The sequence below is a fragment of the Pseudomonas fluorescens genome (genome assembly GCF_004683905.1).
In the GTDB taxonomy this organism is placed as follows: domain Bacteria; phylum Pseudomonadota; class Gammaproteobacteria; order Pseudomonadales; family Pseudomonadaceae; genus Aquipseudomonas; species Aquipseudomonas putida_A.
The window spans coordinates 2,271,416-2,295,524 of the sequence record NZ_CP038438.1 but is presented as its reverse complement, the minus strand read 5'-3'; the positions used below and the strand labels follow the sequence as shown (position 1 = coordinate 2,295,524).

The following is a 24,109-nucleotide window of genomic DNA, read 5'->3' as shown; positions in this document are numbered from 1 at the left end:
GGCGACCCTGATCTGTGAGGAAACACCGTATGCCGTGGACAAGTTCCGAATCCCGCTACAGCACCGTGTCCGTGCTGTTGCACTGGCTGATGCTGGTCCTGTTGGTGCTGGTATACGCCAGCATGGAGCTACGCGGGATCTTTCCCAAAGGCAGTGGCGGTCGCACGCTGATCCGCGAAGTGCACTACATGCTCGGCCTGACCGTGTTCGTGCTGGTGTGGTTTCGCCTCGTAGCGCGCAGCATCGGCCCGGCACCGAAAATCTTCCCGGCCTCGCCGCAGTGGCAAACCCTGCTGGCGCGGGTGATGCACTGGTTGTTGTACCTGTTCATGATCAGCATGCCGATTCTTGGCTGGCTGATTACCAGCGCCGAGGGGCATCAGGTGATGTTCTACGGTTTCGATCTGCCATTGCTGGTTCATGAAGACAAGGCCTTCGCCAAGCAGGTTGAGCACTGGCACGTGTTGATCGGCAATATCGGCTACTGGCTGATCGGCCTGCATGCGCTGGCGGGGCTTTATCACCATTATGTGGTGGGCGATAACACCTTGCTGCGGATGATGCCCAAGCGCGCGGAACGCTGAGGCCCAGTTTTGTCCATGCCTTGTGGTGAGGGGATTCATCCCCGATGGGGCGCGTAGCGGCCCTGAAAGAAAGGGCTGCTGCGCCGCCCATCGGGGATGAATCCCCTCGCTACAAAACCATTCACGCTAAATCCTGGTGAATCCGCGGCGCCCCTGCAAGCCTCCGGTATGCAAGAAGATCAGCCGCGTGCCGTGCTCGAACCTGCCCGCTTCAACCTGCTGCTTCAGCGCCAATAACGCCTTGCCGGTGTACAGCGGCTCCAGCGGAACGCCGCTACTGCGCTCAGTGCTCTCGATGAACTCAAGCAACACCGGATCGACCTTGGCGAACCCACCGCGGCTCGCGTCGAACAACGCGTAGTCCGCCACAGCAAGCCCCGACTCCCGAACAATCGCCTCAACCTGCGGTGCCACGCCATGATCCTCCGGCACCGCCAGCGCACCGTACACCGGATGTGCACCCGCCTCGGCGAGCACCAGCCCTGCCAGGGTCGTCCCGGTGCCGCAGGCCAGCCACCAGCCGTGGAAATCGCTCCAGCCCAGATTGTTCAGTTGCGTGATCACCTGCTCCTTGAGCGCTTTGCAGCCCAAGGCACCGGCCAATCCGCCGCCACCCTCTGGCACTGCGTGCAGATTCGGGAACTGCGCCTGCCAAGGCTCCCAGAATCCGGGCTCATGCCGCGCCCGATAGCCACCGTAACCGAGCCAGTGCAGTTGCATGCCGAACGCCTGCAGGTCCTCAACCGTGGGCGTCTGCTGTGGATGGCCACGCAACAGCCCAACGGTTTCGAAACCCAGACGCTTGCCAGCCGCCGCCAGCGCATGCAGATGATTGGAATGCGCGCCACCAAGGCTGATGATGCCTCGCGCCCCGGCGCGATCGGCGGCCTTGAGGTGCTCAACGAGTTTGAACCACTTGTTGCCACTGATCAGCGGGTCGATCTGGTCCAGACGCAGGATGGCGACCTCGATTCCGGCGTTGGTGAGCCAGTCGAGTTGAAGCAATTCGAGGGGGGCTTGGGGTAGCCAGTTGGCGGGAGGAAGAAGCATGGGCGACTGATCATTCGAGGCAGAGCCGGCATTCTAGTCGCTCACAGGACGCCATCGCGAGCAGGCTCACTCCTACAGGATCCGCGGCATGCATAAATTCTGCGAACACCACAAATCTACTGTGGGAGCGGGCTTGCTCGCGAATGCGGTCTGTCAGTCATTGCATAGGTCAACTGACACGACGCCTTCGCGAGCAAGCCCGCTCCCACATTGGAGATTTGTGGGGCTTAGAGTTCAGCAGCCAGACGCGAACCCTGGTTGATCGCGCGCTTGGCATCCAGCTCCGCCGCCACATCGGCGCCGCCGATCAAGTGCACATTCTGCCCCGCCGCGACCAGACCTTCCTGCAGATCGCGCAGTGGATCCTGGCCGGCGCAGATCACGATGTTGTCCACCGCCAGCACTTGCGGCTCGCCGGTTTCGCCGATGCGGATGTGCAGGCCTTCGTCGTCGATTTTCAGGTATTCGACGCTGTTGAGCATCTGTACCTGCTTGTTCTTCAGACCGGTGCGGTGAATCCAGCCAGTGGTCTTGCCCAGACCATCACCGACCTTGGTTTTCTTGCGCTGCAACAGGAACACTTCGCGAGCCGGCGCGTGCGGCGCTGCTTTGATCCCGGCCACGCCACCACGGGCTTCCAGATGGGTGTCGATGCCCCACTCTTTCCAGAACGCGGTGCGATCCAGACTGGTGGCCACGCCTTCGTGCACAAGGAATTCCGAGACATCGAAACCGATGCCGCCCGCGCCAATCACCGCGACGCGCTTGCCCACCGGTTTGCGCTCGAGGATCACGTCCAGGTAGCTCAGCACCTTGGCATTCTCCACGCCCGGAATCGCCGGCACACGCGGCGCGATGCCGGTGGCGAGGATGATTTCGTCGTAACCGCCCTCGACCAGCTTCGCCACGTCGACACGGGTGTTCAGGCACACCTCGACATTCGTGGTCTGCAGCTTGCGCTTGAAGTAGCGCAGGGTTTCGAAGAATTCTTCCTTGCCCGGCACACGCTTGGCGATGTTGAACTGGCCGCCAATTTCGCTGGCGGAATCGAACAAGGTCACCTGATGCCCGCGCTCGGCGGCCACGGTCGCAGCGGACAGACCGGCAGGGCCGGCACCGACCACGGCGATCTTCTTGATCTGTTGCACCGGCAGATAGTTGAGCTCGGTTTCATGGCAGGCACGCGGGTTGACCAGGCAACTGGTGAGCTTGCCGCCGAAGGTGTGATCGAGGCACGCCTGGTTGCAACCGATGCAGGTGTTGATTTCGTCAGCGCGGCCTTCTGCAGCTTTGTTGACGAAGTCCGGATCGGCGAGGAACGGCCGTGCCATCGAGACCATGTCGGCATCGCCTTCAGCGAGAATCTGCTCGGCGATTTCCGGGGTGTTGATGCGGTTGGTGGTGATCAGCGGAATGTTCACCGAACCACGCAATTTGGCGGTGACCTTGCTGAACGCCGCGCGCGGCACCTTGGTGGCGATGGTCGGGATCCGCGCTTCGTGCCAGCCGATGCCAGTGTTGATGATGGTCGCGCCGGCCTGCTCGATGGCTTTGGCCAGGGTCACGATCTCTTCCCAGCTGCTGCCGCCCTCGACCAGATCAAGCATCGACAAACGGAAAATGATGATGAAGTTCGGGCCGACTGCTTCGCGCACGCGGCGGACGATTTCCACCGGCAGGCGCATACGGTTTTCATAGCTGCCGCCCCAGCGGTCGGTGCGGTGGTTGGTGTGCGCAGCGAGGAACTGGTTAATGAAATAACCTTCAGAGCCCATGATTTCCACACCGTCATACTCGGCGCTCTGCGCCAGTACCGAGCAGGTGACGAAATCGCTGATCTGTTTCTCGATGCCCTCCTCGTCCAGCTCTTTGGGCTTGAACGGGTTGATCGGCGCCTGAATCGCACTCGGCGCGACCTGTTTCGGGCTGTAGGCATAACGCCCGGCGTGGAGGATCTGCATGCAGATCTTGCCGCCCGCCTCATGCACTGCGCGAGTGACGATGCGGTGCTTGAGCGCTTCTTCCTCGGTGGTCAGTTTGGCTGCGCCGGAGTACACGCCGCCCTCGTCGTTCGGGCCGATACCGCCAGTGACCATCAGGCCGACACCGCCACGGGCACGCTCGGCGAAGTACGCCGCCATGCGTTCGAAGCCACCCGGTTTCTCTTCAAGGCCGGTGTGCATCGAGCCCATCAGGGTGCGGTTGCGCAGCGTGGTGAATCCCAGGTCCAGCGGGGCCAACAGGTGCGGGTAATGAGCGGCGGTCATCGGTAACTCCACAACGTGCGATCACGGAAATTGCGGGAGCTCTGCGTCCCCCGTCAGTCATGTTCGACAGACTAAGAGTCGCACTGCTGTCACTCAATGACCGAAACTGACAACTTATTGATCCAAATGCGCAGCGCCCCTTGGCAAGCGCAGGTATGCGCCCTACCCTAGTCGCCACACCCTGTACCCGGCTGTTGTTGGTTTTCATGCGCAAACTTCTGTATCTGTTTTTCTCCATGGCCATCGTTGCCGCCCTGACCACCTACGCCATGTGGGCGGCGGACCGGCCGGCGGGGCATTACCTGTCGGACCTGCGCATCAAACTGGCGGTCGATCAGGGCACGCCCGCCGACCGTGGCAATCTGCTGGGCATCCAGCCGGAACTGTTTCCCACCGACTACCAAAGCCCCGAGCGCCTGCACCGCAAACTCGCGGCCTATCTGCAGCAGGCACAGGATCAGGGGCTGCTCAACGAAAAAACCGTGGTGGTACTGCCCGAGCATGTCGGCACCTGGCTGATGATCAGCGGCGAGAAAGACGAGCTCTACCAGGCGCCGACCCTCGTCGAAGCGATGAACTGGCTGGCGGCGAGCAATCCGTTGCTGTTCGCCCGCGCCTGGCTCACTGCCAAGGGCGAAAATCGCCTCGACGACGCGCACCTGCGCATGAAGTCCAAAGCCATGGCCAAGGATTACCAGACGTTATTCGGTGGTCTGGCCAAGGAATTCCACGTCACACTGGTGGCCGGTTCCATCGTCCTGCCCGAACCGAGCATCCGCGACGGCCAGCTCAAGCCCGGCAGCGGCGCGCTGTTCAACAGCAGCGTGGTGTTCGGCCGTGATGGTGTGCCGTTGGGCCAGCCCCAGCGGCAGATGCACCCGATCTTCGAACAGCGCGACGTGATCAATAGCGAAGACGAGCATGCAATCAACGTGATCGAGACCCCGGCCGGGCGTCTGGGTGTGCTGATCGGCAGCGACAGCTGGTACCCCGACAACTATCGCCGACTCGACGAGCAAGGCGCGCAACTGGTGGCGGTGCCGGCCTTCGTCGTCGGCCACGACGCCTGGAATCAGCCGTGGGCCGGCTATAAGGGTTCGAGTACACCGGGGTCGGTCAGCCTCAAGCCCGGAGAAATCAGTGAAGGTCAGGCCTGGCATCGCCTGACACTGACCGCACAGCCACCGAGCAGCCGTGCGATCGCCGGCATGAGCGTGTTCCTGCGCGGCCAGTTCTGGGACAAGCCCGGTTCGGGGCAAAGCTTCCTCAGCAGCAACGGCCAGCAATTCGCCGATGGCGAAGCCCGTGGCGCGCGTCTGCTGAACATCTGGTTGTAAGCCATGAAGCCGCTGCCGATGCGTCTGGGGGATCTGTCGGTAGGTTTCGTGCACAGCCTCGCTGATGCCGTGCGCAGCCAAGGTGCCGATCCGCAACCGCTGCTCGAACAATATGGGCTGGATGCTGCGCGACTGGCCGAGGCCGGCGCGCGGTTGTCGATTCCGCGCTACATGCGTCTGGGGCACAGCGCGATTCAGTTGACCGGCGATCCGGCACTGGGCTTGCGCATGGGTCAGCTCAGCCGCTTGAGTCAGGCCGGACTCGCCGGGGTCACTGCCGCGCAGGCGCCGACCGTGCGCGAGGCCGCCCGTTGTCTGATCCGCTTCGAGCCGCTGTACGGCTCCAACTATCGCGGGCAGTCGAGTTTTCACGAAGACGCTCATGGCGCGTGGCTGCGCTTCTATTCGATCAGCCCGTACAACGCCTATAACCGTTTTGTAGTGGATTCGATTATCGCCGGCTGGTTGCATCAACTGTCCAGCGTCGGTCGCGAGCCACTGCGCGCCGAGCGCATCGAGATCGAATTTGACGCGCCGGACTACCGCGACGCCTACAACGCGCTGGGCGACTGCCCGATCCAGTTCGGCGCTGAGCGCAATCAATTGCGCCTGAACCTGAACAGCCTCGCACAGCGTAATCCCGAGCACTGTCCGAGTACCTGGCGGCATCTGCTGCAATTGTGTGAACGGGAACTGGAGCAATTGACCCGCACCCGCAGCCTGCGTGAACGCATCACTCAACTGCTGGGGCCGTTGCTCAATGGTGGCCGGGAACCCGACCTGGAAGAAGTGGCGGCGCGCCTGAAGCTGCCGACCTGGACCTTGCGGCGCAAACTGGCCGAGGAAGGCACGCAGTTTCGCGCGATCCTCAATGACACCCGCCGTGATCTGGCGATGACCTACATCCGCGACACCGAACTGGCGTTCGGCGAGATCGCCTACCTGCTGGGCTTTGCTTCAGCCGAGGCGTTTCAACGCGCCTTCAAGCGCTGGAGCGGCCAGACCCCCGGCGAGTTTCGCCGCAGTCACCGCAAAACCGCCTGACACCTTACAACTCGGTGGCGTCTTCGGCCGGCTCTGGCTGATCCAGTTCATACGCCTGGTATTCGAGCAGTTCTTCTTGATAGTCGTCCATCGTGTGATCCCCCTGCTGCCCGTTTGAAAATAGCCCGATCAACTGACCAGTGCCTCGAGCCTATCGTGCCCGTATGAAGGAAAAGTGACATCCCGCCTTCATGAATAAAACGTAGCAGGTGGTCAGGAATTTATCGCAGGATTTTTGTCGGGGGAATGTAACGAGATTTGAGTACACCACAAAACAAATGTGGGAGCGGGCTTGCTCGCGAAAGCGCAGTGTCAATCAACATATACATTGACTGATACTCCGCTTTCGCGAGCAAGCCCGCTCCCACATGGGATGTGTGTGTGTTACTGCATCGCCGGAATCGGCTCCGATGGCGGCGGGATATTGGTCGGGTTGGCCGGCGGCGTGATCGTTTCGGTAGCCGGTGCAGGCTCTGCACTCGGTGCCGGGGTGATCGGCGCTGACTCGGCCGGCGGCACCACTGGCTCAGAACCCGTTGGCGTCGGCGCAACCGGAGCGGGGGCCGGGGTCGCTGCCGGGGCTGCCGGCGTCATGTTTTGGGCAGGCTCGACAATCCCGGCTGGCGGCGGTGCAGGCGTTGCCTCTACCGCCGGTGCAGGTGTAACCGGCGCTACAGCGGCAGGCTTGGGCTCAGGCACACCGAGATCGGTCTTGGGTTTTTCTTCGATGTGCGCGGCTTTCTTCGCATCGGCTGGCAGGAACAACTCAACCAGCGTGAAGAACCGCTCGTAGAACTTCTGCGAGGTCACGGTCTCACTGGCCACCTTGACCATCGAATCGTCGGATGAGCCGATCGGCATCGACACCGAACCCAATACGCCAACCCCGAGACTGGCGGAGTTGTTGGTCTTCTTCAGCGCATAGCGATCCTGCAGGGCATTGGCGAACACCGTGGCATGGTGCTTGGAGCTGCCATCTTCGGTACACACCACATTGAAGCTGATCTCCATGTGGGTTTCACCGGTTTGCTGGAAGCTTTTGTGGCCACTGATCAGTTTCGGGTCACTGCTGGTGATGATGTAGCCCTGGCTGAGCAACGCACGACGGGCCGCCTCGCAACTCGCGGTGTCGGCCACCGGATAATTGCGCGAGAACGTGCCGGAATCATCGAAGTTCTCATGCTCATAGATCGGCTTGTCCTTCGAACAGCCAGCAACAGCGGTCAACAACAGCGCCAACCCAACGACACGCATGGGAGTTGAAATCAACATTGAACATCCTGAGGAAAAACAGTCCGGGGCGTATTGTGCAACAGAACGTGGCCCTGCGGCGCATGGATTGTGTCTTAAAGCCGTTACAACCCTATTGACCCTTGATTGCCGGAAAAAGTCGCAGCGACAAGTGATCGATGAAGACGCGCAATTTGGCGGTGGCATGGCGACTGGAGGGCCACAATACCCAGAACTGACCGGTGTGCTGCATATAGGCATCCAGCACTCGCTGCAAGCGCCCCTGCGCCACATCCTCATGGGTCATGAAATCCGGCAGGCAGGCGATACCCATCCCTGCCAGCGCCGCATGATGGACGGCTTCGATGGAGGTAGTGACCAGCCGCGTCGGCAAGCTCGGCTCCGGCGCGCCCTCCTCGCCAATCAATGGCCATGGCTCCAGCTTGCCAGTGGCATGAAAGGTGTGCCGCAAGCAGGCGTGCTCCGCCAGATCGGCGGGAATTTGCGGCACGCCGTGCTCCCGCAGATACAACGGGCTCGCCACCAGCACCATGTGAAACTCGCCCAAGGGCCGCGCCATCAGCCGTGAATCACGTGGTTGACCGGTACGAATCACCGCATCAAAGCCCTCCTCAACCACGTCGACCATGCGATCAGTCAGGTCCAGATCCAGCTCGATCTGCGGGTACAGCGCCATGAACTCATTCATCACCGGCATTACCAGGCCGTGCACCTGCGGCAGGCTGATGCGCAGTTTGCCATGGGGCTGGGAGGCGGAATCGCAAAGTTCGAACTCGGCGGCTTCCACCTCGGCAAGAATTTTGCGACAGCGTGCGAGGAACAGCGCGCCCTCGCTGGTCAGGGTGATGCTGCGGGTAGTGCGATGAAACAGCCGCACGCCCAATCGCGCCTCCAGCCGGGCGATACTTTTGCCCACCGCTGAAGACGACACGCCCTGCAGCCGCCCAGCCTCGGTAAAACTGCGGGTCTCGGCGACTTGAACAAACACCGAAATACTGCCCAGACTGTCCATTCCACACCTCCGATTCACGACATCCATGTCCGATATGTTCGGAACCGTAACCCATTTTTTTCCAATGCGCAGCGCCCTAGCCTATGGCCTTCACCCACTTCGGCACATGGACGCTGACTCATGAACGACGCACAACTGACCTCGGTCCTCACCCAGCCAGTCGACACCCGCGACCGATTACCCCTCGGCGCCCTGCTGGCGCTGGCTACCGCCGGCTTCATCACGGTGCTGACCGAAGCCATGCCCGCCGGCCTGCTGCCACAAATGAGCGCGGGGCTGAATGTCTCCCAGGCACTGATCGGGCAACTGGTCACCCTGTACGCGATTGGCTCGATGCTCGCCGCCATCCCGCTGACCATCGTCACCCGCAGCTGGCGTCGTCGGCCATTGCTGCTGTCAGCCATCGGCGGCTTCGCCATCGCCAACAGCATCACCGCCCTGTCGGAATGGTACTGGCTGACTTTGACCGCACGCTTGCTCGCCGGGATATTTGCCGGGCTGCTGTGGGCGTTGCTGGCAGGCTACGCCAGCCGCATGGTTGCCCCACACCTGCAAGGCCGGGCAATCACCGTCGCCATGCTTGGCGCGCCACTGGCACTCTCGCTGGGCATCCCGGCGGGAACACTGCTCGGCACGCTGGTCGGCTGGCGCCTGAGCTTCGCCATCATGACTGCGCTGACGCTGTTGCTGGTGATCTGGGTGCGCTGGCAAGTGCCGGACTTTGCCGGAGAACACGCAGGAAAACGCCTGCCCCTACATCAGGTCTTCACCCTGCCCGGCGTACGCTCGGTGTTGTTCGTGACCTTGACCTACGTGATCGCCCACAACCTGCTGTACACCTACATCGCGCCATTCCTGCAACCGTCGGGACTGGCCAGCGATATCGACCGGGTGCTGCTGGTGTTCGGCCTGGCCTCAGTGCTGAGCCTGTGGATCGTCGGCAGCCTGATCGATCACTGGCTGCGCGAACTGATGCTGATCAGCACGCTGCTGTTCATGCTCTCCGCCATCGCCTTGGGCCTGTGGCGAGAATCGGCGACCGTGGTCTACCTCGCCGTCGCCGTGTGGGGACTGGCGTTTGGTGCGATGCCTTCGCTGCTGCAGACTGCCTCGGCGAAAACCGCTGGAGAGGCTGCCGATACGGCGCAATCGATGCTGGTGACCCTGTGGAATGTCGGAATTGCCGGGGGTGGTTTGGCGGGTGGTTTGCTGCTGGGGAGTCTGGGGGTTGGGGGTTTTCCGTGGATTGTTGTGGGGTTGCTGGTTTTGACCTTGAGTGCGGTGCTGAGGGCGAGGGGCTATGGGTTTGTGTGATTGGGATGTTTGTCTGTGAGGGGCCGGGCGGCTAGTCGGCCGTCTTCGCTGGCAAGCCAGCTCCCACAATTGATCTGCGGATAGTCAGTTAGAGACAGGCCGGCTCGTAGGCCGCCATCGCCGGCAGGCCAGCTCCCACAGTAGCGCAAAAGCCGAACGCATGCTCTTCACCACTCAAATGGCGGAGTGTCAGCTCGCCGAAAGCTCTTGATCTTGCCGTGCCGGCCCCATCGGCAGGCTGAGTGAAGGGGTTTATCCGGGGGAAGGAGCGCAGCGACGTTTGGCGAAGCCAAACACATCGAGAGGAGGTGCAGCGAAGCAAACCGGAGGCGATGCCCCCGGATGAATCCCGTAACGAAGGAACCCGAGCCACGGCGAGGGCCGAACGCCGGGGCCAAGCCTTTTGGGTTACCTTTTCGGCGTCTGGAAAAGGTGACTCGCTGTAAGAGCGAAACCGCCAGCGGCAGCACCCGAAGCAACGGATATACACCCAAATCTCAACCATAAAAAAGCCCCGACCATAAGATCGGGGCTTTCCTGTTACCACTCAGTCAACCATCAATACCGCTTGATGTCCGCCTGACTCTCCAACTGCTTACGGAACGCCGCAAAATCCTGCTGACCTTCACGCGAAGCCAGGAAACGACGGTACTGCGCCTTCTCTTCATCAGTCGGCGCTACTGCTTCATTCACACCGTCCAGACGCACAATCATCAGACTACCGTCCTGCAAGGTCACGCTGCTGAACGTCGGCTTGCCCTTGGCTGCCGGTTTCGGCATGCGGAACAACGCCTGCAGCACAGTCGGGTCAACCCCTTCCTGAGCACGGGTCGCCGCCGTCACAACCTTCCAGTTCTGGCCGTCAACCGCCTTGTCCAGTGCAGTCTTGCCATCGCGCAGACCAGCAATCAACTGGTCAGCCTTGGTCTTGGCCGCAGCGCTGGCGTGCTCTTTGGTCAGTTGGGCACGGATCGCCGTGTTCACCGCTTCGAGTGGCAACTGCTCAGGCTTCAGATGTTCCTTGGCGCGCAGCACGACCACGGTTTCCGGGTCCAGCTCGATACCGGTGCTGTTGGCGTTTTCTTCCAGCACTTCCTGACTGAACGCAGCCGTCACCACCGCGCGGTTGGCGGCGATGCCTTCGCCACCTTCACGGCCGAACGGCTTGGAGGTGTGCACAGTCAGTTTCAGATCTGCCGCAGGCTGGGCCAGGTCAGACGCTTCGAACGCCGAGTCTTCCAGTTGCTTGGTCGCCTCGACAAAACGCTGCTCGACCTGTTGAGTCTTCAGCTCGCGGGTCAACTTGTCTTTCAGGCTGGCCAGGGTCGGAACTTCCGGCGCTTCAACACCCAGCAGCTTGATCAGGTGGTAACCGAAGTCGGTACGCACCGGCTCGGACACCTGGTCCTTGTTCAGCGAGTACAGGGCTTTTTCGAAAGCTGGATCATAGACGCCAGGACCGGCAAAACCGAGGTCACCGCCATTGTTGGCCGAGCCCGGATCCTGCGAGAACTCCTTGGCCAGCGCTTCGAATTTCTCGCCCTTGGCCAGACGCGCCTGGACTTCTTCGATCTTCGCCTTGGCCTGAGCGTCGGTGGTCTTGTCGTTGACTTCGATCAGGATGTGCGCCGCACGACGCTGTTCCGACAGGTTGGCGATCTCTTTCTGATACGCCGCCTGCAGGTCTTCATCCTTGACCGCAACCTGGTCGAAGAACGAAGACTTCTTCAGCTCGACATAATCGACGACCACTTGCTCAGGGGTCATGAACTCCTTGGCGTGCTCGTCGTAGTAAGCCTTGACCTCATCGTCGGTCAGCTTGACCGCGGCCGGGTCGGCCTTGACGTTCAGCGAAGCAAAATCGCGGGTCTGTTTTTCCAGACGGGCAAATGCCAGCACTTCGGCGTCGGTGACGAAGCCGCTACCGGCAACACCGGCGCGCAACTGACCGATCAGCATTTCCTGAGCCAGCATCTGGCGGAATTGCATGCGGGTGTAGCCCAGTTGACGAATCACCTGGTCGAAGCGCTCGGAGCTGAACTTGCCGTCCACCTGGAATTCAGGGGTCTGCAGGATCACCTGATCCAGTGCACCTTCGGAGAAAGCGAATTTCGATTGTTCTGCGCCTTGCAGCAGCAGCTTGCGATCGATCAGGCCCTTGAGGGCCGATTCGCGGAGCATTTTTTCGTCAAGCAAGGAAGCATCGAAGTCCTTGCCCAGTTGTTGCATCAGCTGACGGCGTTGCATGTCAACGGCCTGGCTCAGCTCGTTCTGGCTGATTTCTTCACCATTGACCTTGGCCGCATCGTTGGTGTGCGTCGTGGCCTTGAAAATGGCATCGAAACCGGTCAGAGCCATCAGTGCAACGATGACCCCGATAATGGTCTTGGCAATCCAGCCTTGTGAATTGTCCCTGATATTCTGCAGCATGCGTCCCCCAGAAACGGTTGAACTTCAAAAATTAGGCAACCGTGGAGCGTGGGTAGAATCCGGATAGAAGAAAGGCGCATCCGAGGATGCGCCTTCTCGTAACTGGCGGAGCGGACAGGGCTCGAACCCTCGATCCCGGCGTTACAGGCGGCTGTTCCAGCGACCTGCTCTACCGCTCCGCTGCCAAGTCAGGCATGACCCCGACCCGGATGGGTAAAAACCTGAAACAAACTAACTTAGTTAACAGCTTCTTTCAGTGCTTTACCGGCTTTGAAACCTGGCTTTTTAGCAGCAGCGATTTGCAGCGTCTTGCCGGTCTGTGGGTTACGACCAACGCGAGCTGGACGATCAGTCACGGAGAAAGTGCCGAAACCAACCAGAACAACGGAGTCGCCAGCCTTGAGAGCGCCAGTGACGGATTCGATTACAGCGTCCAGCGCACGGCCAGCAGCAGCTTTCGGGATATCAGCGGATGCAGCGATAGCATCAATCAGTTCCGACTTGTTCACTCTAAGTCCCCTTATATCTATTTTGAGATGATTCTAAGTTTTTTGGTGAAAGCAAAAACGAGTGCTGAATGGCCTACAGACACTTAAGAGCCGCTTTATAACAAGGGCTCTAAAAAGCTGTCAAGGAAGCCCCCCAGGCAAAAACGTATTAATGCGTGCTAATTCTTTCCTTTGAATCAGACTCACGTTTTTCGTCCTTGGAAACTATCTCCGGAGCCACATCCGGCAAGGGCTCCGGCGCGTATTGCAGCGCAATTTGCAGGACCTCGTCAATCCATTTAACCGGTTTAATCTGCAGATCCTGCTTGATATTGTCAGGAATCTCCTTCAGATCGCGCACGTTCTCTTCCGGAATAATCACAATCTTGATTCCGCCACGGTGAGCCGCGAGCAGTTTTTCCTTCAGACCACCAATCGCCAACACTTGGCCACGCAGGGTAATTTCGCCGGTCATGGCGACATCGGCGCGCACCGGAATCCCGGTCAAGGCTGACACCAGTGCCGTGCACATGCCCACACCCGCGCTAGGACCGTCCTTCGGGGTCGCCCCCTCCGGCATGTGAATGTGCGTGTCGCGCTTCTCATGGAAGTCCAGCGGAATGCCCAGGCTTTTGGCACGGCTGCGCACAACGGTCAGCGCCGCAGTGATCGATTCGACCATTACATCGCCCAGCGAACCGGTCTTGATCAGCTGACCTTTACCCGGCACCACAGCCGCTTCGATGGTCAGCAATTCACCGCCCACCTGCGTCCACGCCAAGCCAGTCACCTGACCGATCTGATCCTGTTGCTCTGCCAGACCGTAGCGGAATTTACGCACGCCGAGGAAATGCTCCAGCAGGTCAGCTGTCACTTTTACCGAGAAACGTTTTTCCAGCGCATGTTCTTTCACGGCCTTGCGGCAGACTTTGGCGATCTGACGTTCGAGGCCACGCACACCGGCTTCACGGGTGTAGTAACGGATGATGTCGCGGATCGCTTCCTCGTCGAATTCCAGCTCACCCTTCTTCAGACCATTAGCGGCAATCTGCTTGGGCGACAGGTACTTTACGGCGATGTTGATCTTTTCGTCTTCGGTGTAGCCCGGCAGACGAATGACTTCCATCCGGTCCAGCAATGCCGGCGGGATGTTCATCGAGTTCGAGGTGCACAGGAACATCACATCGGACAGGTCGTAATCGACTTCCAGATAGTGATCGTTGAAGTTGTGGTTCTGCTCCGGATCGAGCACTTCCAGCAACGCCGACGCCGGGTCGCCACGCATGTCGCTGCCCATTTTGTCGATTTCATCGAGCAGGAACAGCGGGTTGCGTACGCCCACCTTTGTCATCTTTTGAATCAATCTTCCTGGCATCGAACCAATGTAAGTCCGACGATGACCACGAATTTCCGCTTCATCACGCACGCCACCGAGGGCCATACGCACAAATTTACGGTTGGTGGCGTGGGCAATCGACTCTGCCAGCGAGGTCTTACCCACGCCAGGCGGACCTACCAGGCACAACACCGGACCACGGATCTTCTTCACGCGCTTCTGCACGGCGAGGTATTCAAGGATGCGCTCCTTGACCTCTTCGAGACCGTAGTGATCGGCGTCGAGAATGTCTTCAGCACGCGCCAGGTCGAGGCGTACCTTGCTTTGCGCCTTCCACGGCACCTGCACCAGCCAGTCGATGTAGGAGCGCACCACGGTGGCTTCAGCGGACATCGGCGACATTTGCTTGAGCTTGTTCAGCTCGGCGGTGGCTTTGGCCAAGGCATCTTTCGGCAGGCCGGCAGCATCGATGCGCTTTTTCAGCTCTTCGATTTCATTGTGACCTTCGTCACCGTCGCCCAGCTCTTTCTGAATGGCCTTCATCTGCTCATTCAAGTAGTACTCGCGCTGGCTGCGCTCCATTTGCTTTTTGACGCGGCCGCGAATGCGTTTTTCAACTTGCAGCAGATCGATTTCGGCATCCAGCAAGGCGAGCACGTGCTCGACCCGGGCCGACAGATCGATGATTTCGAGGATTTCCTGCTTCTGCTCGATCTTCAGCGCCATGTGCGCGGCCATGGTGTCAACCAGGCGACCAGGCTCATCAATGCTGTTGAGCGACGACAGGACCTCAGCCGGGACCTTCTTGCCCAACTGCACGTATTGTTCGAACTGCGACAGCAGGCTGCGCACGAACACTTCGGATTCGCGCTCGGCGGCGTCGACTTCGTCGATCAGCGAGACTTCGGCGCGGCAATGCCCGTCGACTTCGCTGAAGCGCTCTACAGCACCGCGCTGCTCACCTTCGACCAGAACCTTGACGGTGCCGTCCGGCAGCTTCAGCAGCTGCAACACAGTGGCGATAGTACCTACGCGATAGAGAGCGTCTTCACCGGGATCATCGTCAGCCGGGTTTCTCTGGGCCAGCAGCAGGATCTGCTTGTCGCCCGTCATCGCGGCCTCGAGGGCTTCGATGGATTTCTCGCGCCCCACGAACAGCGGGATAACCATGTGCGGATAAACCACGACATCACGCAATGGCAGGAGAGGCAATTCGATGGTTGTCTTCATGATTTCGCCTCTACGGCGGCCATATGGCCGTAATCAGATGGAATTAAACTTGAAACCAAGATGGGGGCTGCCTTGAAAAAAAACAAGCGCAAAGCGGATGTAAAAAACGACATAAAAAAAAAGAGGCCCGAAGGCCCCTTCTTTGTTCCGGCAGTGTGGACGCTTACGCGTCCGGCGCTGCCTTGGCCGTCGGCTCACTGTTTTCGTAGATATACAGTGGCTTGGACTTGCCTTCAATCACGCTTTCATCGATGACGACTTTGCTCACCTCGGACTGCGAAGGGATTTCGTACATCGTGTCGAGCAGCACACCTTCGAGAATCGAACGCAGGCCACGGGCACCGGTTTTACGTTCCAGAGCACGTTTGGCGACCGATTTCAGTGCGTCGGTCCGGAACTCCAGATCCACGCCTTCCATCTCGAACAGCTTGGCATACTGTTTGGTCAGAGCATTTTTCGGCTCGGTGAGGATCTGCATCAACGCAGCCTCGTCGAGCTCGTCCAGCGTCGCAAGAACCGGCAGACGACCGACAAATTCCGGGATCAGACCGAACTTGACCAGATCGTCAGGCTCGACTTCACGCAGGGATTCACCGACTTTCTTGCCTTCTTCCTTGCTGCGCACTTCTGCGTTGAAACCGATGCCGCCTTTGGTGGAACGGTTTTGGATAACCTTTTCCAGACCAGAGAACGCACCACCGCAGATGAACAGGATGTTACGGGTGTCGACCTGCAGGAATTCCTGCTGCGGATGCTTGCGACCACCTTGCGGTGGAACGGAAGCGACCGTGCCTTCGATCAACTTGAGCAAGGCCTGCTGCACGCCTTCACCGGAAACATCGCGGGTGATCGACGGGTTGTCGGACTTGCGGGAAATCTTGTCGATTTCGTCGATATAGACAATGCCCATCTGGGCCTTTTCCACGTCGTAATCGCACTTTTGCAGCAATTTCTGAATGATGTTCTCGACATCTTCACCTACGTAACCGGCCTCGGTGAGGGTGGTTGCGTCAGCGATGGTGAACGGAACGTTCAGCAGGCGGGCCAGTGTTTCGGCCAGCAGGGTTTTACCGGAGCCTGTCGGGCCGATCAGCAGGATGTTGCTCTTGCCGAGTTCGACGTCGTCAGCCTTCTTGTCACGCTGGTTCAGGCGCTTGTAGTGGTTGTACACCGCTACGGCCAGAACCTTTTTCGCACGCTCCTGACCGATTACATACTGGTCAAGGATGCCGCTGATTTCTTTAGGCGAAGGCAATTTATGCGCGCTGCTTTCGGCCTGTGCTTCCTGCACCTCCTCGCGGATGATGTCATTGCACAGGTCGACGCACTCGTCGCAGATAAAGACCGAGGGGCCGGCAATCAATTTGCGCACTTCATGCTGGCTTTTGCCACAGAAGGAGCAATAGAGCAGCTTGCCGTTGTCCTCGCCGTTGCGGGTGTCAGTCATTCGTTCGATCCAAATCCGATAGGCTTGCAACACAAGATGAAGGCTATTGCGGGCTTTTTCAAGCCCGCTGGTGGTCGGACCTGCCGACCCACCTTATTTTGAGCTGCTTATTTTACGCAGGACGCTGGTTGATGACTTCGTCGATCAGGCCGTATTCCTTCGCAGCTTCTGCACTCATGAAGTTGTCGCGGTTGGTGTCACGCTCGATTTCTTCAAGCGTACGACCGCTGTGCTTGGCCATCAGCGTGTTCAGACGCTCGCGAATGAAGAGGATTTCCTTGGCATGGATTTCGATATCCGAGGCCTGGCCCTGGAAACCGCCCAGTGGCTGGTGAATCATCACACGCGAGTTCGGCAGGCAGAAACGCTTGCCAGGAGCACCGGCCGTCAGCAGGAATGCACCCATGCTGCACGCCTGACCAATGCACGTCGTCGAGACGTTTGGCTTGATGAACTGCATGGTGTCGTAGATCGACATGCCCGCTGTCACCGAACCGCCCGGGGAGTTGATATAGAGATGGATGTCCTTGTCCGGGTTTTCCGCTTCAAGGAACAGCAATTGCGCACAGATCAGGTTGGCCATGTAGTCCTCTACAGGACCCACCAGAAAAATGACGCGCTCCTTCAGAAGGCGCGAGTAGATGTCATAGGCGCGCTCGCCACGAGCAGATTGCTCGACAACCATCGGGACCAGGCCGCCAGCGGCCTGGATATCAGAGTTCTGCTGAATATACGAATTACGGAACATGCTCTGCAGTCACTCCCAAATAGTTATGTCTTGAATACGCATAAGCCAGCTCGAAGGCTGGCTTATGTGTGTACTTCTTAACGCAAAAACAATCAGTCGGCTTTTGGAGCTTCTACCGGCTTGACCGCTTCTTCGTAAGAGACCGATTTGTCGGTCACGCTAGCTTTCTGCAGAACAGTATCCACAACTTGTTCTTCCAGCACAACCGAACGAACTTCGTTCAGTTGCTGCTCGTTCTTGTAGTACCAGGACACGACCTGCTCAGGTTCCTGGTAAGCCGAAGCCATTTCCTGAATCATTTCGCGAACGCGGGCTTCGTCAGGCTTCAGGTCGAATTGCTTGACCACTTCGGCCACGATCAGACCCAGCACTACACGGCGCTTGGCTTGCTCTTCGAACAGCTCGGCCGGCAGTTGGTCAGGCTTGATGTTGCCACCGAACTGCTGAACAGCCTGCACACGCAGACGGTCAACTTCGTTGGACAGCAGAGCCTTCGGCACTTCGATCGGGTTGGTGGCCAGCAGACCGTCCATTACCTGATTTTTTACCTTGGACTTGATGGCCTGACGCAGCTCACGCTCCATGTTCTTGCGAACTTCGGTGCGGAAACCGTCGATGCCGCTTTCCTTGATGCCGAATTGAGCGAAGAACTCTTCGTTCAGCTCTGGCAGCTTCGGCTCGGACACGGTGTTTACAGTCACGGTGAACTCGGCGGTTTTGCCGGCCAGGTCCAGGTTCTGATAGTCCTCAGGGAAGGTCAGGTTCAGAACGCGCTCTTCGCCCGCTTTAGCGCCCACCAGGCCTTCTTCGAAGCCCGGGATCATGCGACCGGAACCCAGCACCAGTTGAGTGCCTTTGGCCGAGCCGCCAGCGAAGGCTTCGCCGTCAACCTTGCCAACGAAATCAATGTTCAGCTGGTCTTCGTTCTGAGCGGCACGATCGGCCACTTCAAAACGGGTGTTCTGCTTGCGCAGGATGTCCAGCATCTTGTCCAGATCGGCGTCAGCCACTTCAGCGCTCAGGCGCTCGACAGTGATGCCGTCGAAACCGGCAACGGTGAACTCAGGGAACACTTCGAATACGGCAACGTATTCCAGGTCTTTGCCAGCTTCCAGCGACTTCGGCTCGATCGAAGGCGAACCGGCAGGGTTCAGCTTCTGCTCAACCACGGCTTCGTAGAAGGAGGACTGGATGACATCACCAACAGCTTCCTGACGAGCGTCAGCACCGAAACGGCGCTTGATTTCGCTCATTGGCACTTTGCCTGGACGGAAGCCAGCAATCTTGGCCTTTTGGGCAGTCTGCTGCAGACGCTTGTTGACCTGGCTCTCAATGCGCTCAGCCGGCACGGTGACGCTCATGCGGCGCTCAAGAGCAGTAGTATTTTCAACAGAAACTTGCATGGATATTCCTCGTTGCACAGACGTTAGCCGGCCGTTTCCGACCCCAGAATCAAGGGCATGCATTCTAGTGGGTCAAACTCAAGAAGTCACCCTACTGAAAACGGGTAAAAAAACAGCAGGCCATTTATAGGTGTGAATGCAGCAATGCACTCCACCTCGAAGACGAATAAAGACCATCACGCCAAGGCTCTGCTTCAACCGCTTCTATATATAGAAGAGACTGCGAGCCATCTCCCTGACGGCTGATCCCGCGAACATGGCCGGCGGTCGGCACACTGACAGCAAGCCCCTGAACACGACGAAACGCCCTGCCCTTCGACCCGAAACGCTGCGCGACAAACCACCAGCCGTAAAACAAAAAAGGCGCCAGACTGTTAAATCTGGCGCCTTTCGAAATATGGGGTGGACGATGGGGATCGAACCCACGACAACGGGAGTCACAATCCCGTGCTCTACCAACTGAGCTACGCCCACCATATTGCGTCACAAAAAAGCCATTCAACTTCTTTGCTGAACTTCATCAGACCTGCGGCATGAATGAAGCTTTAATTGGTGCGGATGAAGAGACTCGAACTCTTACGCCTCGCGGCGCTGGAACCTAAATCCAGTGTGTCTACCAATTCCACCACATCCGCAGATGAAGCTTTTTAAAGCAAAGGCGCCAGACTGTTACATCTGACGCCTTTCGAAATATGGGGTGGACGATGGGGATCGAACCCACGACAACGGGAGTCACAATCCCGTGCTCTACCAACTGAGCTACGCCCACCATATCGCGCTACTTGTGCCAAAGCTGCCTAATGGCGCACCCGGCAGGACTCGAACCTGCGACCATCCGCTTAGAAGGCGGATGCTCTATCCAGCTGAGCTACGGGCGCCTTATTAATCTGTACTCTTGGAGGACTACAAACTAAATGCTTTCCAGCTTCGCAGAACGCTAATTCCGCTCAACCTTCTTAACCAGTGCTAGGCTGTGCCCGACAAGTGCGACGAATAGTATAGAGCGCTCCCAAGGTCGTCAAATCCTTTTTGAAAAAAATTCATTTAATTAAAGGAGTTAGGGGAATTTGCTGACCAAGCGCCTTTGCCCTCACCGCCTGACATGCGAGAATGCGTTCTCTTTTTTTCCCCTCTCGATGGTTAATCACGCGCAATGACTGCACAACTAATCGACGGCAAATCGATCGCCGCCAGCCTGCGCCAGCAGATCGCCCAACGAGTTGCCGAGCGTCGCCAGCAAGGCCTGCGCACTCCCGGCCTCGCGGTGATCCTGGTCGGCAGCGATCCTGCCTCTCAGGTTTATGTCTCGCACAAGCGTAAAGACTGTGAAGAGGTCGGCTTCCTCTCTCAAGCCTACGACCTGCCTTCCGAAACCACTCAAGAAGCGCTGACCGATCTGATCGATCGCCTCAACGACGACCCGGCCATCGACGGCGTGCTGCTGCAACTGCCGCTGCCCGAGCACCTGGACGCCTCCAAACTGCTGGAGCGCATTCGCCCGGACAAAGACGTCGATGGCTTCCATCCTTATAACGTCGGTCGCCTGGCCCAGCGCATTCCGTTGCTGCGTCCGTGCACCCCAAAAGGCATCATGACCTTGCTGGAAAGCACCGGCGTGGACCTTTATGGTCTGGATGCGGTGGTGGTGGGTGCGTCGAACATCGTCGGTCGTCCGATGGCGATGGAACTGCTGCTGGCCGGTTGCACCGTGACCGTCACCCACCGCTTCACCAAGGACCTGGCCGGCCACGTCGGTCGCGCTGACCTGGTGGTGGTCGCCGCCGGCAAGCCGGGACTGGTCAAGGGTGAGTGGATCAAGGAAGGCGCGATCGTGATCGACGTCGGCATCAACCGTCAGGACGACGGCAAGCTGGTCGGTGACGTGGTGTATGAAACCGCCCTGCCCCGCGCCGGCTGGATCACTCCGGTTCCCGGCGGCGTTGGCCCGATGACCCGTGCCTGCCTGCTGGAAAACACCCTCTACGCGGCAGAAACCCTGCACGCCTGAGGCGTAATTTCAGCAAGAAAAAAACCCCGCCTTGTGCGGGGTTTTTTAATACTTCAAATCGCTACGCTTCTTTTTACATCAAAGGTCTGCTACCTAATTGCTACCTCGATGACTGAAAAAGCGGCATCGTCGCGCTGGATTTAATGTGCTGAAGCACTTCTGCAATGCGAGAACATAGCAATTGGGCGTATCGTGGCGTGTCAGGTTTTTTCATTGCGAGATGGCTTACTGGACCTACGAAATGCACGGAGGCTGGATTGATACCAGAATGGAACGCTGAGGGGGTGTTACCTCCCATTAACGAGGATGACCCAACAGGGTTTGACCGAGCACCTTACGAGGTGAGCCTTGGGCAGGTGGTCGATAGGTTCGCTACCAGTCCGGAACGGTGTGATATTTTGGCTGGATATCTCGCTCATCGAGCAGAGTTGCATAGGATGGGCATACATAGCGGCTTTCAGTGGCTGGATGGCAGCTTTACTGAAGACATTGAGATGTTGGAACATCGCCCTCCGCGAGATATTGACGTCGTGACCTTCGCACCGGTTAGCGATGCGTTTTTCGATTCGCTTGGAGATTACGATATCAACCTTCTTGGTGGCGACCGGGCTAATCTAAAGCAAGAGTTCAAGATCGACTTCTATATCCAATCACTGGCTGATCCAGCCGAGTCGTTGGTAGCCATGACCACCTATTGGTACAGCATGTGGTCTCACAGACGTACCGGACAGTGGAAAGGGTTTTTGAAAGTTGACCTTTCTCCTGCTCAGGATATAGATGCAGAAAGCTTGCTAGCGGTACGTCGGCAGGAGCTTGAACATGAACAGATCTGAATACACCCACAAGGCCGCGGAACTCGACTTCCTTGAAAAGCAAGCGACAGCGCCAGGCATAAGTAAGCTTACCCTTATGTCGATACAAGCAAGAATCGAACAGGCTCGAGCCTTTCTTGAGGACAACGGCAAGCATGCTTATCGACCAGCGAAGGTCCGATTAACCTATCGTGGCGTCCCTGTTTGGGGCACGCATGGCGTGCTCGCTGAGTTCGGCGCCACAGCGACTAAAGCTTTCAGCGTCGCGATAACAGCGATCGCAGCTTCGGTTTCAGGATCACTCGCGGACAAAGGGCCTATACCTAACCGGCTAAGCAACCAGCTCTTGATTACTGGACCAGCCCGGGGTTCCTTCGGGTTTGAGCTTGAAGAAATACCTGCTGATAAACAGCTTGATATAGAGGGCACTACGCCTGTATCACAAGCAATCGATATTCTTACCGAACTGCTTGAGGCCACAACAAAAAGCGATGAAGAACTGTCTGAGCCAGTCTCTCGTTTGGCCGATAGAGCGATAGCCGCCGTTTCAGATTTCCTCAGTGAGCTTTCGGAGAATGATGCGTCTTGCGCACTGACAACGAACACACGCAGGTTCCAATTCTCTGACGTTGAACAGGTTCGCCGCAGTAAGGCGCGTCTAAGCCGGGACAACATTAAAGAGGATGATGAAACCTTTACTGGTACATTCGTAGGAGTACTGCCCGATAAAAGGGTTTTCGAATTCAAAACTGTTGGAGGCGAAGTGATTTACGGGAGAATTGCTAGCGAAATAGCCAGCCCCAATGACATAAATGGGCATCTCTATACTCAAGTGACCATCCAGGTTACCGCGAGAAGAATAGGCTCGAGCAATCCTAGGTACATGCTCAAAGCGCTACCTTGGACTTAAGCCTGGATACAAGCCCGGCCTAGCGCCGGGCCTGCCTGCCTTCTTCATGCAAAAATGGACTGGATTCGCGTCTAACATACCAACATCAAACGATCACACTGGATCTTTTGCCCCGCACCGGCTGGATCACGGTCCCCGGCGGCGTTGGCCCGATGACCCGTGCCTGCCTGCTGGAAAACACCCTCTACGCGGCAGAAACCCTGCACGCCTGAGACGTTTTTGCGCAGTAAAAGAACCCCGCCTTGTGCGGGGTTTTTCGTATCTGAGAAAAAACACTAACCGTTCGCCGGAAACCCCTCTTTTTACAGGCCTTTTCACGAGATTTTCAGGTCATTCAAACAACCATCGACAGATCTTCAGCCATACTCCTAGAATGCGACGCTTTGAAGAAATAACCCGTTACAAACTAACGGAATATCCAACCTTTATGAGTTCGCCCGCGTGAAAATTCGTCTTTCGATCCTGAGCCTGGTTTTTGCTTTTTCAGGCACATTCGTCACGCCAACGGTCAACGCCGCAGAAACCACCGCCGCGCCACGCGACGCTTCACAACTGAAGATCGCCTCCGGCAGCGCCCTGCTTATGGATTTGCAGACCAATAAAGTCATCTATTCGAGCAACCCGGATGTGATCGTGCCGATCGCTTCGGTGAGCAAACTGATGACCGGACTGGTGGTGGTTGAAGCGCACCAGAACATGGACGAATGGATCGACGTCGACATCAGCCATACGCCGGAAATGAAAGGCGTGTTCTCCCGAGTCAAACTGAAGAGCGAACTGCCGCGTCGCGAGATGCTGCTGATTGCCCTGATGTCCTCGGAGAACCGTGCTGCCGCCAGCCTCGCGCATCACTATCCAGGCGGTTACGCCGCGTTCATCGCCGCAATGAACGCCAAGGCCAAAGCGCTGGGAATGACCAATACGCACTATGTCGAGCCGACCGGGTTGTCGGAACGCAACGTGTCCACCGCCCGCGACCTGAGCAAACTGCTGGTCGCCGCGAGCAAGCATCCGATCCTCAGCGAGCTGACCACCACCAAGGAAAAAACCGTAGCGTTCCGCAAGCCCAATTACACCCTGGGTTTCCGCAACACCGATCACCTGGTGAACAAGGCTGACTGGGACATCAAGATCACCAAAACCGGCTTCACCAACCCGGCGGGTCATTGCCTGGTGCTGGTGACGCGAATGAGCAACCGCCCGGTTGCCCTGGTGATTCTCGATGCGTTCGGCAAGTACACGCATTTTGCCGATGCCAGCCGTATCCGCAGCTGGATGGAAACCGGTCGTAGCGCCAGCGTCCCGGCAGTTGCGCAGCAATACAAGGCCGAGAAAAACCTCAAGTCGCGCCAGAGCGGCGTGGTCGAAGCCTCCAAGTAATTAGAAATATCCAACTGTGGCGAGGGAGCTTGCTCCCGCTGGGGCACGTAGAGGACCT

The 24,109-nt window shown here is 58.2% G+C and carries 19 protein-coding genes, 4 tRNA genes and 1 pseudogene; 9 read left to right on the top strand and 15 right to left on the bottom strand.

Going from position 1 to position 24,109, the window contains the following annotated elements; genetic code table 11:
* Nucleotides 1-29 precede the first annotated feature (29 nt).
* Complete coding sequence (locus tag E4T63_RS10300) at nucleotides 30-584, top strand: cytochrome b (protein WP_098968102.1); 555 nt, start codon at nucleotides 30-32, stop codon at nucleotides 582-584.
* Nucleotides 585-710: 126 nt separating this feature from the next.
* Here the strand turns inward: E4T63_RS10300 and E4T63_RS10295 are convergent, their stop codons facing one another.
* Both E4T63_RS10295 and E4T63_RS10285 read right to left on the bottom strand, forming a co-directional pair.
* Nucleotides 711-1,634 (bottom strand): 1-aminocyclopropane-1-carboxylate deaminase/D-cysteine desulfhydrase, encoded by a 924-nt coding sequence (locus E4T63_RS10295; protein ID WP_135295400.1) that lies wholly within the window; start codon nucleotides 1,632-1,634, stop codon nucleotides 711-713.
* A 227-nt stretch (nucleotides 1,635-1,861) separates the two neighbouring features.
* Entirely contained in the window at nucleotides 1,862-3,901 is a 2,040-nt protein-coding gene (locus E4T63_RS10285) for an FAD-dependent oxidoreductase (protein ID WP_098968100.1), read from the bottom strand.
* A 206-nt stretch (nucleotides 3,902-4,107) separates the two neighbouring features.
* Between E4T63_RS10285 and E4T63_RS10280 the strand changes: the two genes are divergently transcribed.
* On the top strand, nucleotides 4,108-5,238 hold the full coding sequence (locus E4T63_RS10280; RefSeq protein ID WP_103369259.1) for a carbon-nitrogen hydrolase family protein: 1,131 nt from the start codon (nucleotides 4,108-4,110) through the stop codon (nucleotides 5,236-5,238).
* 3 nt (nucleotides 5,239-5,241) lie between these two features.
* Nucleotides 5,242-6,282, top strand: coding sequence for an AraC family transcriptional regulator (locus tag E4T63_RS10275; RefSeq protein ID WP_134785962.1), 1,041 nt, complete (start codon nucleotides 5,242-5,244; stop codon nucleotides 6,280-6,282).
* Between the two features lie 4 nt (nucleotides 6,283-6,286).
* On the opposite strand, the gene E4T63_RS28815 is transcribed toward E4T63_RS10275, so the two are convergent.
* The 3 genes from E4T63_RS28815 to E4T63_RS10265 all read right to left on the bottom strand — a co-directional run bounded on the left by E4T63_RS28815 (nucleotide 6,287) and on the right by E4T63_RS10265 (nucleotide 8,545).
* Nucleotides 6,287-6,415: a hypothetical protein gene (locus tag E4T63_RS28815; RefSeq protein WP_256662080.1), complete on the bottom strand. Its 129-nt coding sequence runs from the start codon at nucleotides 6,413-6,415 to the stop codon at nucleotides 6,287-6,289.
* Between the two features lie 251 nt (nucleotides 6,416-6,666).
* On the bottom strand, nucleotides 6,667-7,554 hold the full coding sequence (locus E4T63_RS10270) for a DUF2242 domain-containing protein (RefSeq protein WP_098968097.1): 888 nt from the start codon (nucleotides 7,552-7,554) through the stop codon (nucleotides 6,667-6,669).
* A 91-nt stretch (nucleotides 7,555-7,645) separates the two neighbouring features.
* Nucleotides 7,646-8,545, bottom strand: a complete 900-nt coding sequence (locus E4T63_RS10265) for a LysR family transcriptional regulator (RefSeq protein WP_134785960.1) — start codon at nucleotides 8,543-8,545, stop codon at nucleotides 7,646-7,648.
* Between the two features lie 120 nt (nucleotides 8,546-8,665).
* On the opposite strand from E4T63_RS10265, the gene E4T63_RS10260 reads away from it, so the two are divergent.
* Nucleotides 8,666-9,859: an MFS transporter gene (locus E4T63_RS10260; protein ID WP_135295399.1), complete on the top strand. Its 1,194-nt coding sequence runs from the start codon at nucleotides 8,666-8,668 to the stop codon at nucleotides 9,857-9,859.
* Between the two features lie 558 nt (nucleotides 9,860-10,417).
* On the opposite strand, the gene E4T63_RS10255 is transcribed toward E4T63_RS10260, so the two are convergent.
* The 10 genes from E4T63_RS10255 to E4T63_RS10210 form a co-directional block, all read right to left on the bottom strand.
* Nucleotides 10,418-12,289, bottom strand: a complete 1,872-nt coding sequence (locus E4T63_RS10255) for a SurA N-terminal domain-containing protein (RefSeq protein WP_098968094.1) — start codon at nucleotides 12,287-12,289, stop codon at nucleotides 10,418-10,420.
* Nucleotides 12,290-12,525: 236 nt separating this feature from the next.
* Nucleotides 12,526-12,798, bottom strand: coding sequence for an HU family DNA-binding protein (locus E4T63_RS10250; RefSeq protein ID WP_008077714.1), 273 nt, complete (start codon nucleotides 12,796-12,798; stop codon nucleotides 12,526-12,528).
* A gap of 148 nt (nucleotides 12,799-12,946) precedes the next feature.
* Nucleotides 12,947-15,343 (bottom strand): endopeptidase La, encoded by a 2,397-nt coding sequence (lon, locus tag E4T63_RS10245; RefSeq protein WP_003223634.1) that lies wholly within the window; start codon nucleotides 15,341-15,343, stop codon nucleotides 12,947-12,949.
* Between the two features lie 163 nt (nucleotides 15,344-15,506).
* A complete protein-coding gene (gene clpX / locus E4T63_RS10240; protein WP_003223632.1) occupies nucleotides 15,507-16,790 on the bottom strand; it encodes an ATP-dependent Clp protease ATP-binding subunit ClpX in 1,284 nt (427 codons plus the stop codon).
* Between the two features lie 112 nt (nucleotides 16,791-16,902).
* Entirely contained in the window at nucleotides 16,903-17,538 is a 636-nt protein-coding gene (gene clpP / locus E4T63_RS10235; protein WP_007951559.1) for an ATP-dependent Clp endopeptidase proteolytic subunit ClpP, read from the bottom strand.
* Between the two features lie 92 nt (nucleotides 17,539-17,630).
* Complete coding sequence (gene tig / locus E4T63_RS10230; RefSeq protein WP_027614582.1) at nucleotides 17,631-18,941, bottom strand: trigger factor; 1,311 nt, start codon at nucleotides 18,939-18,941, stop codon at nucleotides 17,631-17,633.
* A gap of 398 nt (nucleotides 18,942-19,339) precedes the next feature.
* Nucleotides 19,340-19,415, bottom strand: a tRNA-His gene (locus tag E4T63_RS10225).
* A gap of 76 nt (nucleotides 19,416-19,491) precedes the next feature.
* Nucleotides 19,492-19,576, bottom strand: a tRNA-Leu gene (locus E4T63_RS10220).
* A gap of 58 nt (nucleotides 19,577-19,634) precedes the next feature.
* Nucleotides 19,635-19,710 (bottom strand) — tRNA-His (locus tag E4T63_RS10215).
* Nucleotides 19,711-19,742: 32 nt separating this feature from the next.
* Nucleotides 19,743-19,819, bottom strand: a tRNA-Arg gene (locus E4T63_RS10210).
* Between the two features lie 275 nt (nucleotides 19,820-20,094).
* On the opposite strand from E4T63_RS10210, the gene folD reads away from it, so the two are divergent.
* From folD to pbpG, 5 genes and pseudogenes are all read left to right on the top strand, one after another.
* Nucleotides 20,095-20,949, top strand: coding sequence for a bifunctional methylenetetrahydrofolate dehydrogenase/methenyltetrahydrofolate cyclohydrolase FolD (gene folD, locus E4T63_RS10205; RefSeq protein WP_003223627.1), 855 nt, complete (start codon nucleotides 20,095-20,097; stop codon nucleotides 20,947-20,949).
* Between the two features lie 164 nt (nucleotides 20,950-21,113).
* Nucleotides 21,114-21,782, top strand: a complete 669-nt coding sequence (locus E4T63_RS28935) for a DUF6932 family protein (RefSeq protein ID WP_415752804.1) — start codon at nucleotides 21,114-21,116, stop codon at nucleotides 21,780-21,782.
* A complete protein-coding gene (locus E4T63_RS10195; RefSeq protein ID WP_098968092.1) occupies nucleotides 21,769-22,671 on the top strand; it encodes a hypothetical protein in 903 nt (300 codons plus the stop codon). Before E4T63_RS28935 ends, E4T63_RS10195 begins: the two co-directional genes overlap by 14 nt.
* Before the next feature lie 113 nt (nucleotides 22,672-22,784).
* A pseudogene (locus tag E4T63_RS10190) lies at nucleotides 22,785-22,883 on the top strand (bifunctional methylenetetrahydrofolate dehydrogenase/methenyltetrahydrofolate cyclohydrolase); the annotation flags it as partial.
* A gap of 229 nt (nucleotides 22,884-23,112) precedes the next feature.
* Entirely contained in the window at nucleotides 23,113-24,051 is a 939-nt protein-coding gene (pbpG, locus tag E4T63_RS10185; protein ID WP_047597458.1) for a D-alanyl-D-alanine endopeptidase, read from the top strand.
* The last annotated feature ends 58 nt before the right edge of the window (nucleotides 24,052-24,109 follow it).

Coding starts and splice junctions, on each gene's coding strand:
- E4T63_RS10300 (WP_098968102.1), top strand. CDS start 30: ATGCCGTGGACAAGTTCCGAATCCCGCTACAGCACCGTGTCCGTGCTG.
- E4T63_RS10295 (WP_135295400.1), bottom strand. CDS start 1,634: ATGCTTCTTCCTCCCGCCAACTGGCTACCCCAAGCCCCCCTCGAATTG.
- E4T63_RS10285 (WP_098968100.1), bottom strand. CDS start 3,901: ATGACCGCCGCTCATTACCCGCACCTGTTGGCCCCGCTGGACCTGGGA.
- E4T63_RS10280 (WP_103369259.1), top strand. CDS start 4,108: ATGCGCAAACTTCTGTATCTGTTTTTCTCCATGGCCATCGTTGCCGCC.
- E4T63_RS10275 (WP_134785962.1), top strand. CDS start 5,242: ATGAAGCCGCTGCCGATGCGTCTGGGGGATCTGTCGGTAGGTTTCGTG.
- E4T63_RS10270 (WP_098968097.1), bottom strand. CDS start 7,554: ATGTTGATTTCAACTCCCATGCGTGTCGTTGGGTTGGCGCTGTTGTTG.
- E4T63_RS10265 (WP_134785960.1), bottom strand. CDS start 8,545: ATGGACAGTCTGGGCAGTATTTCGGTGTTTGTTCAAGTCGCCGAGACC.
- E4T63_RS10260 (WP_135295399.1), top strand. CDS start 8,666: ATGAACGACGCACAACTGACCTCGGTCCTCACCCAGCCAGTCGACACC.
- E4T63_RS10255 (WP_098968094.1), bottom strand. CDS start 12,289: ATGCTGCAGAATATCAGGGACAATTCACAAGGCTGGATTGCCAAGACC.
- lon (WP_003223634.1), bottom strand. CDS start 15,343: ATGAAGACAACCATCGAATTGCCTCTCCTGCCATTGCGTGATGTCGTG.
- clpX (WP_003223632.1), bottom strand. CDS start 16,790: ATGACTGACACCCGCAACGGCGAGGACAACGGCAAGCTGCTCTATTGC.
- clpP (WP_007951559.1), bottom strand. CDS start 17,538: ATGTTCCGTAATTCGTATATTCAGCAGAACTCTGATATCCAGGCCGCT.
- tig (WP_027614582.1), bottom strand. CDS start 18,941: ATGCAAGTTTCTGTTGAAAATACTACTGCTCTTGAGCGCCGCATGAGC.
- folD (WP_003223627.1), top strand. CDS start 20,095: ATGACTGCACAACTAATCGACGGCAAATCGATCGCCGCCAGCCTGCGC.
- E4T63_RS28935 (WP_415752804.1), top strand. CDS start 21,114: ATGCGAGAACATAGCAATTGGGCGTATCGTGGCGTGTCAGGTTTTTTC.
- E4T63_RS10195 (WP_098968092.1), top strand. CDS start 21,769: ATGAACAGATCTGAATACACCCACAAGGCCGCGGAACTCGACTTCCTT.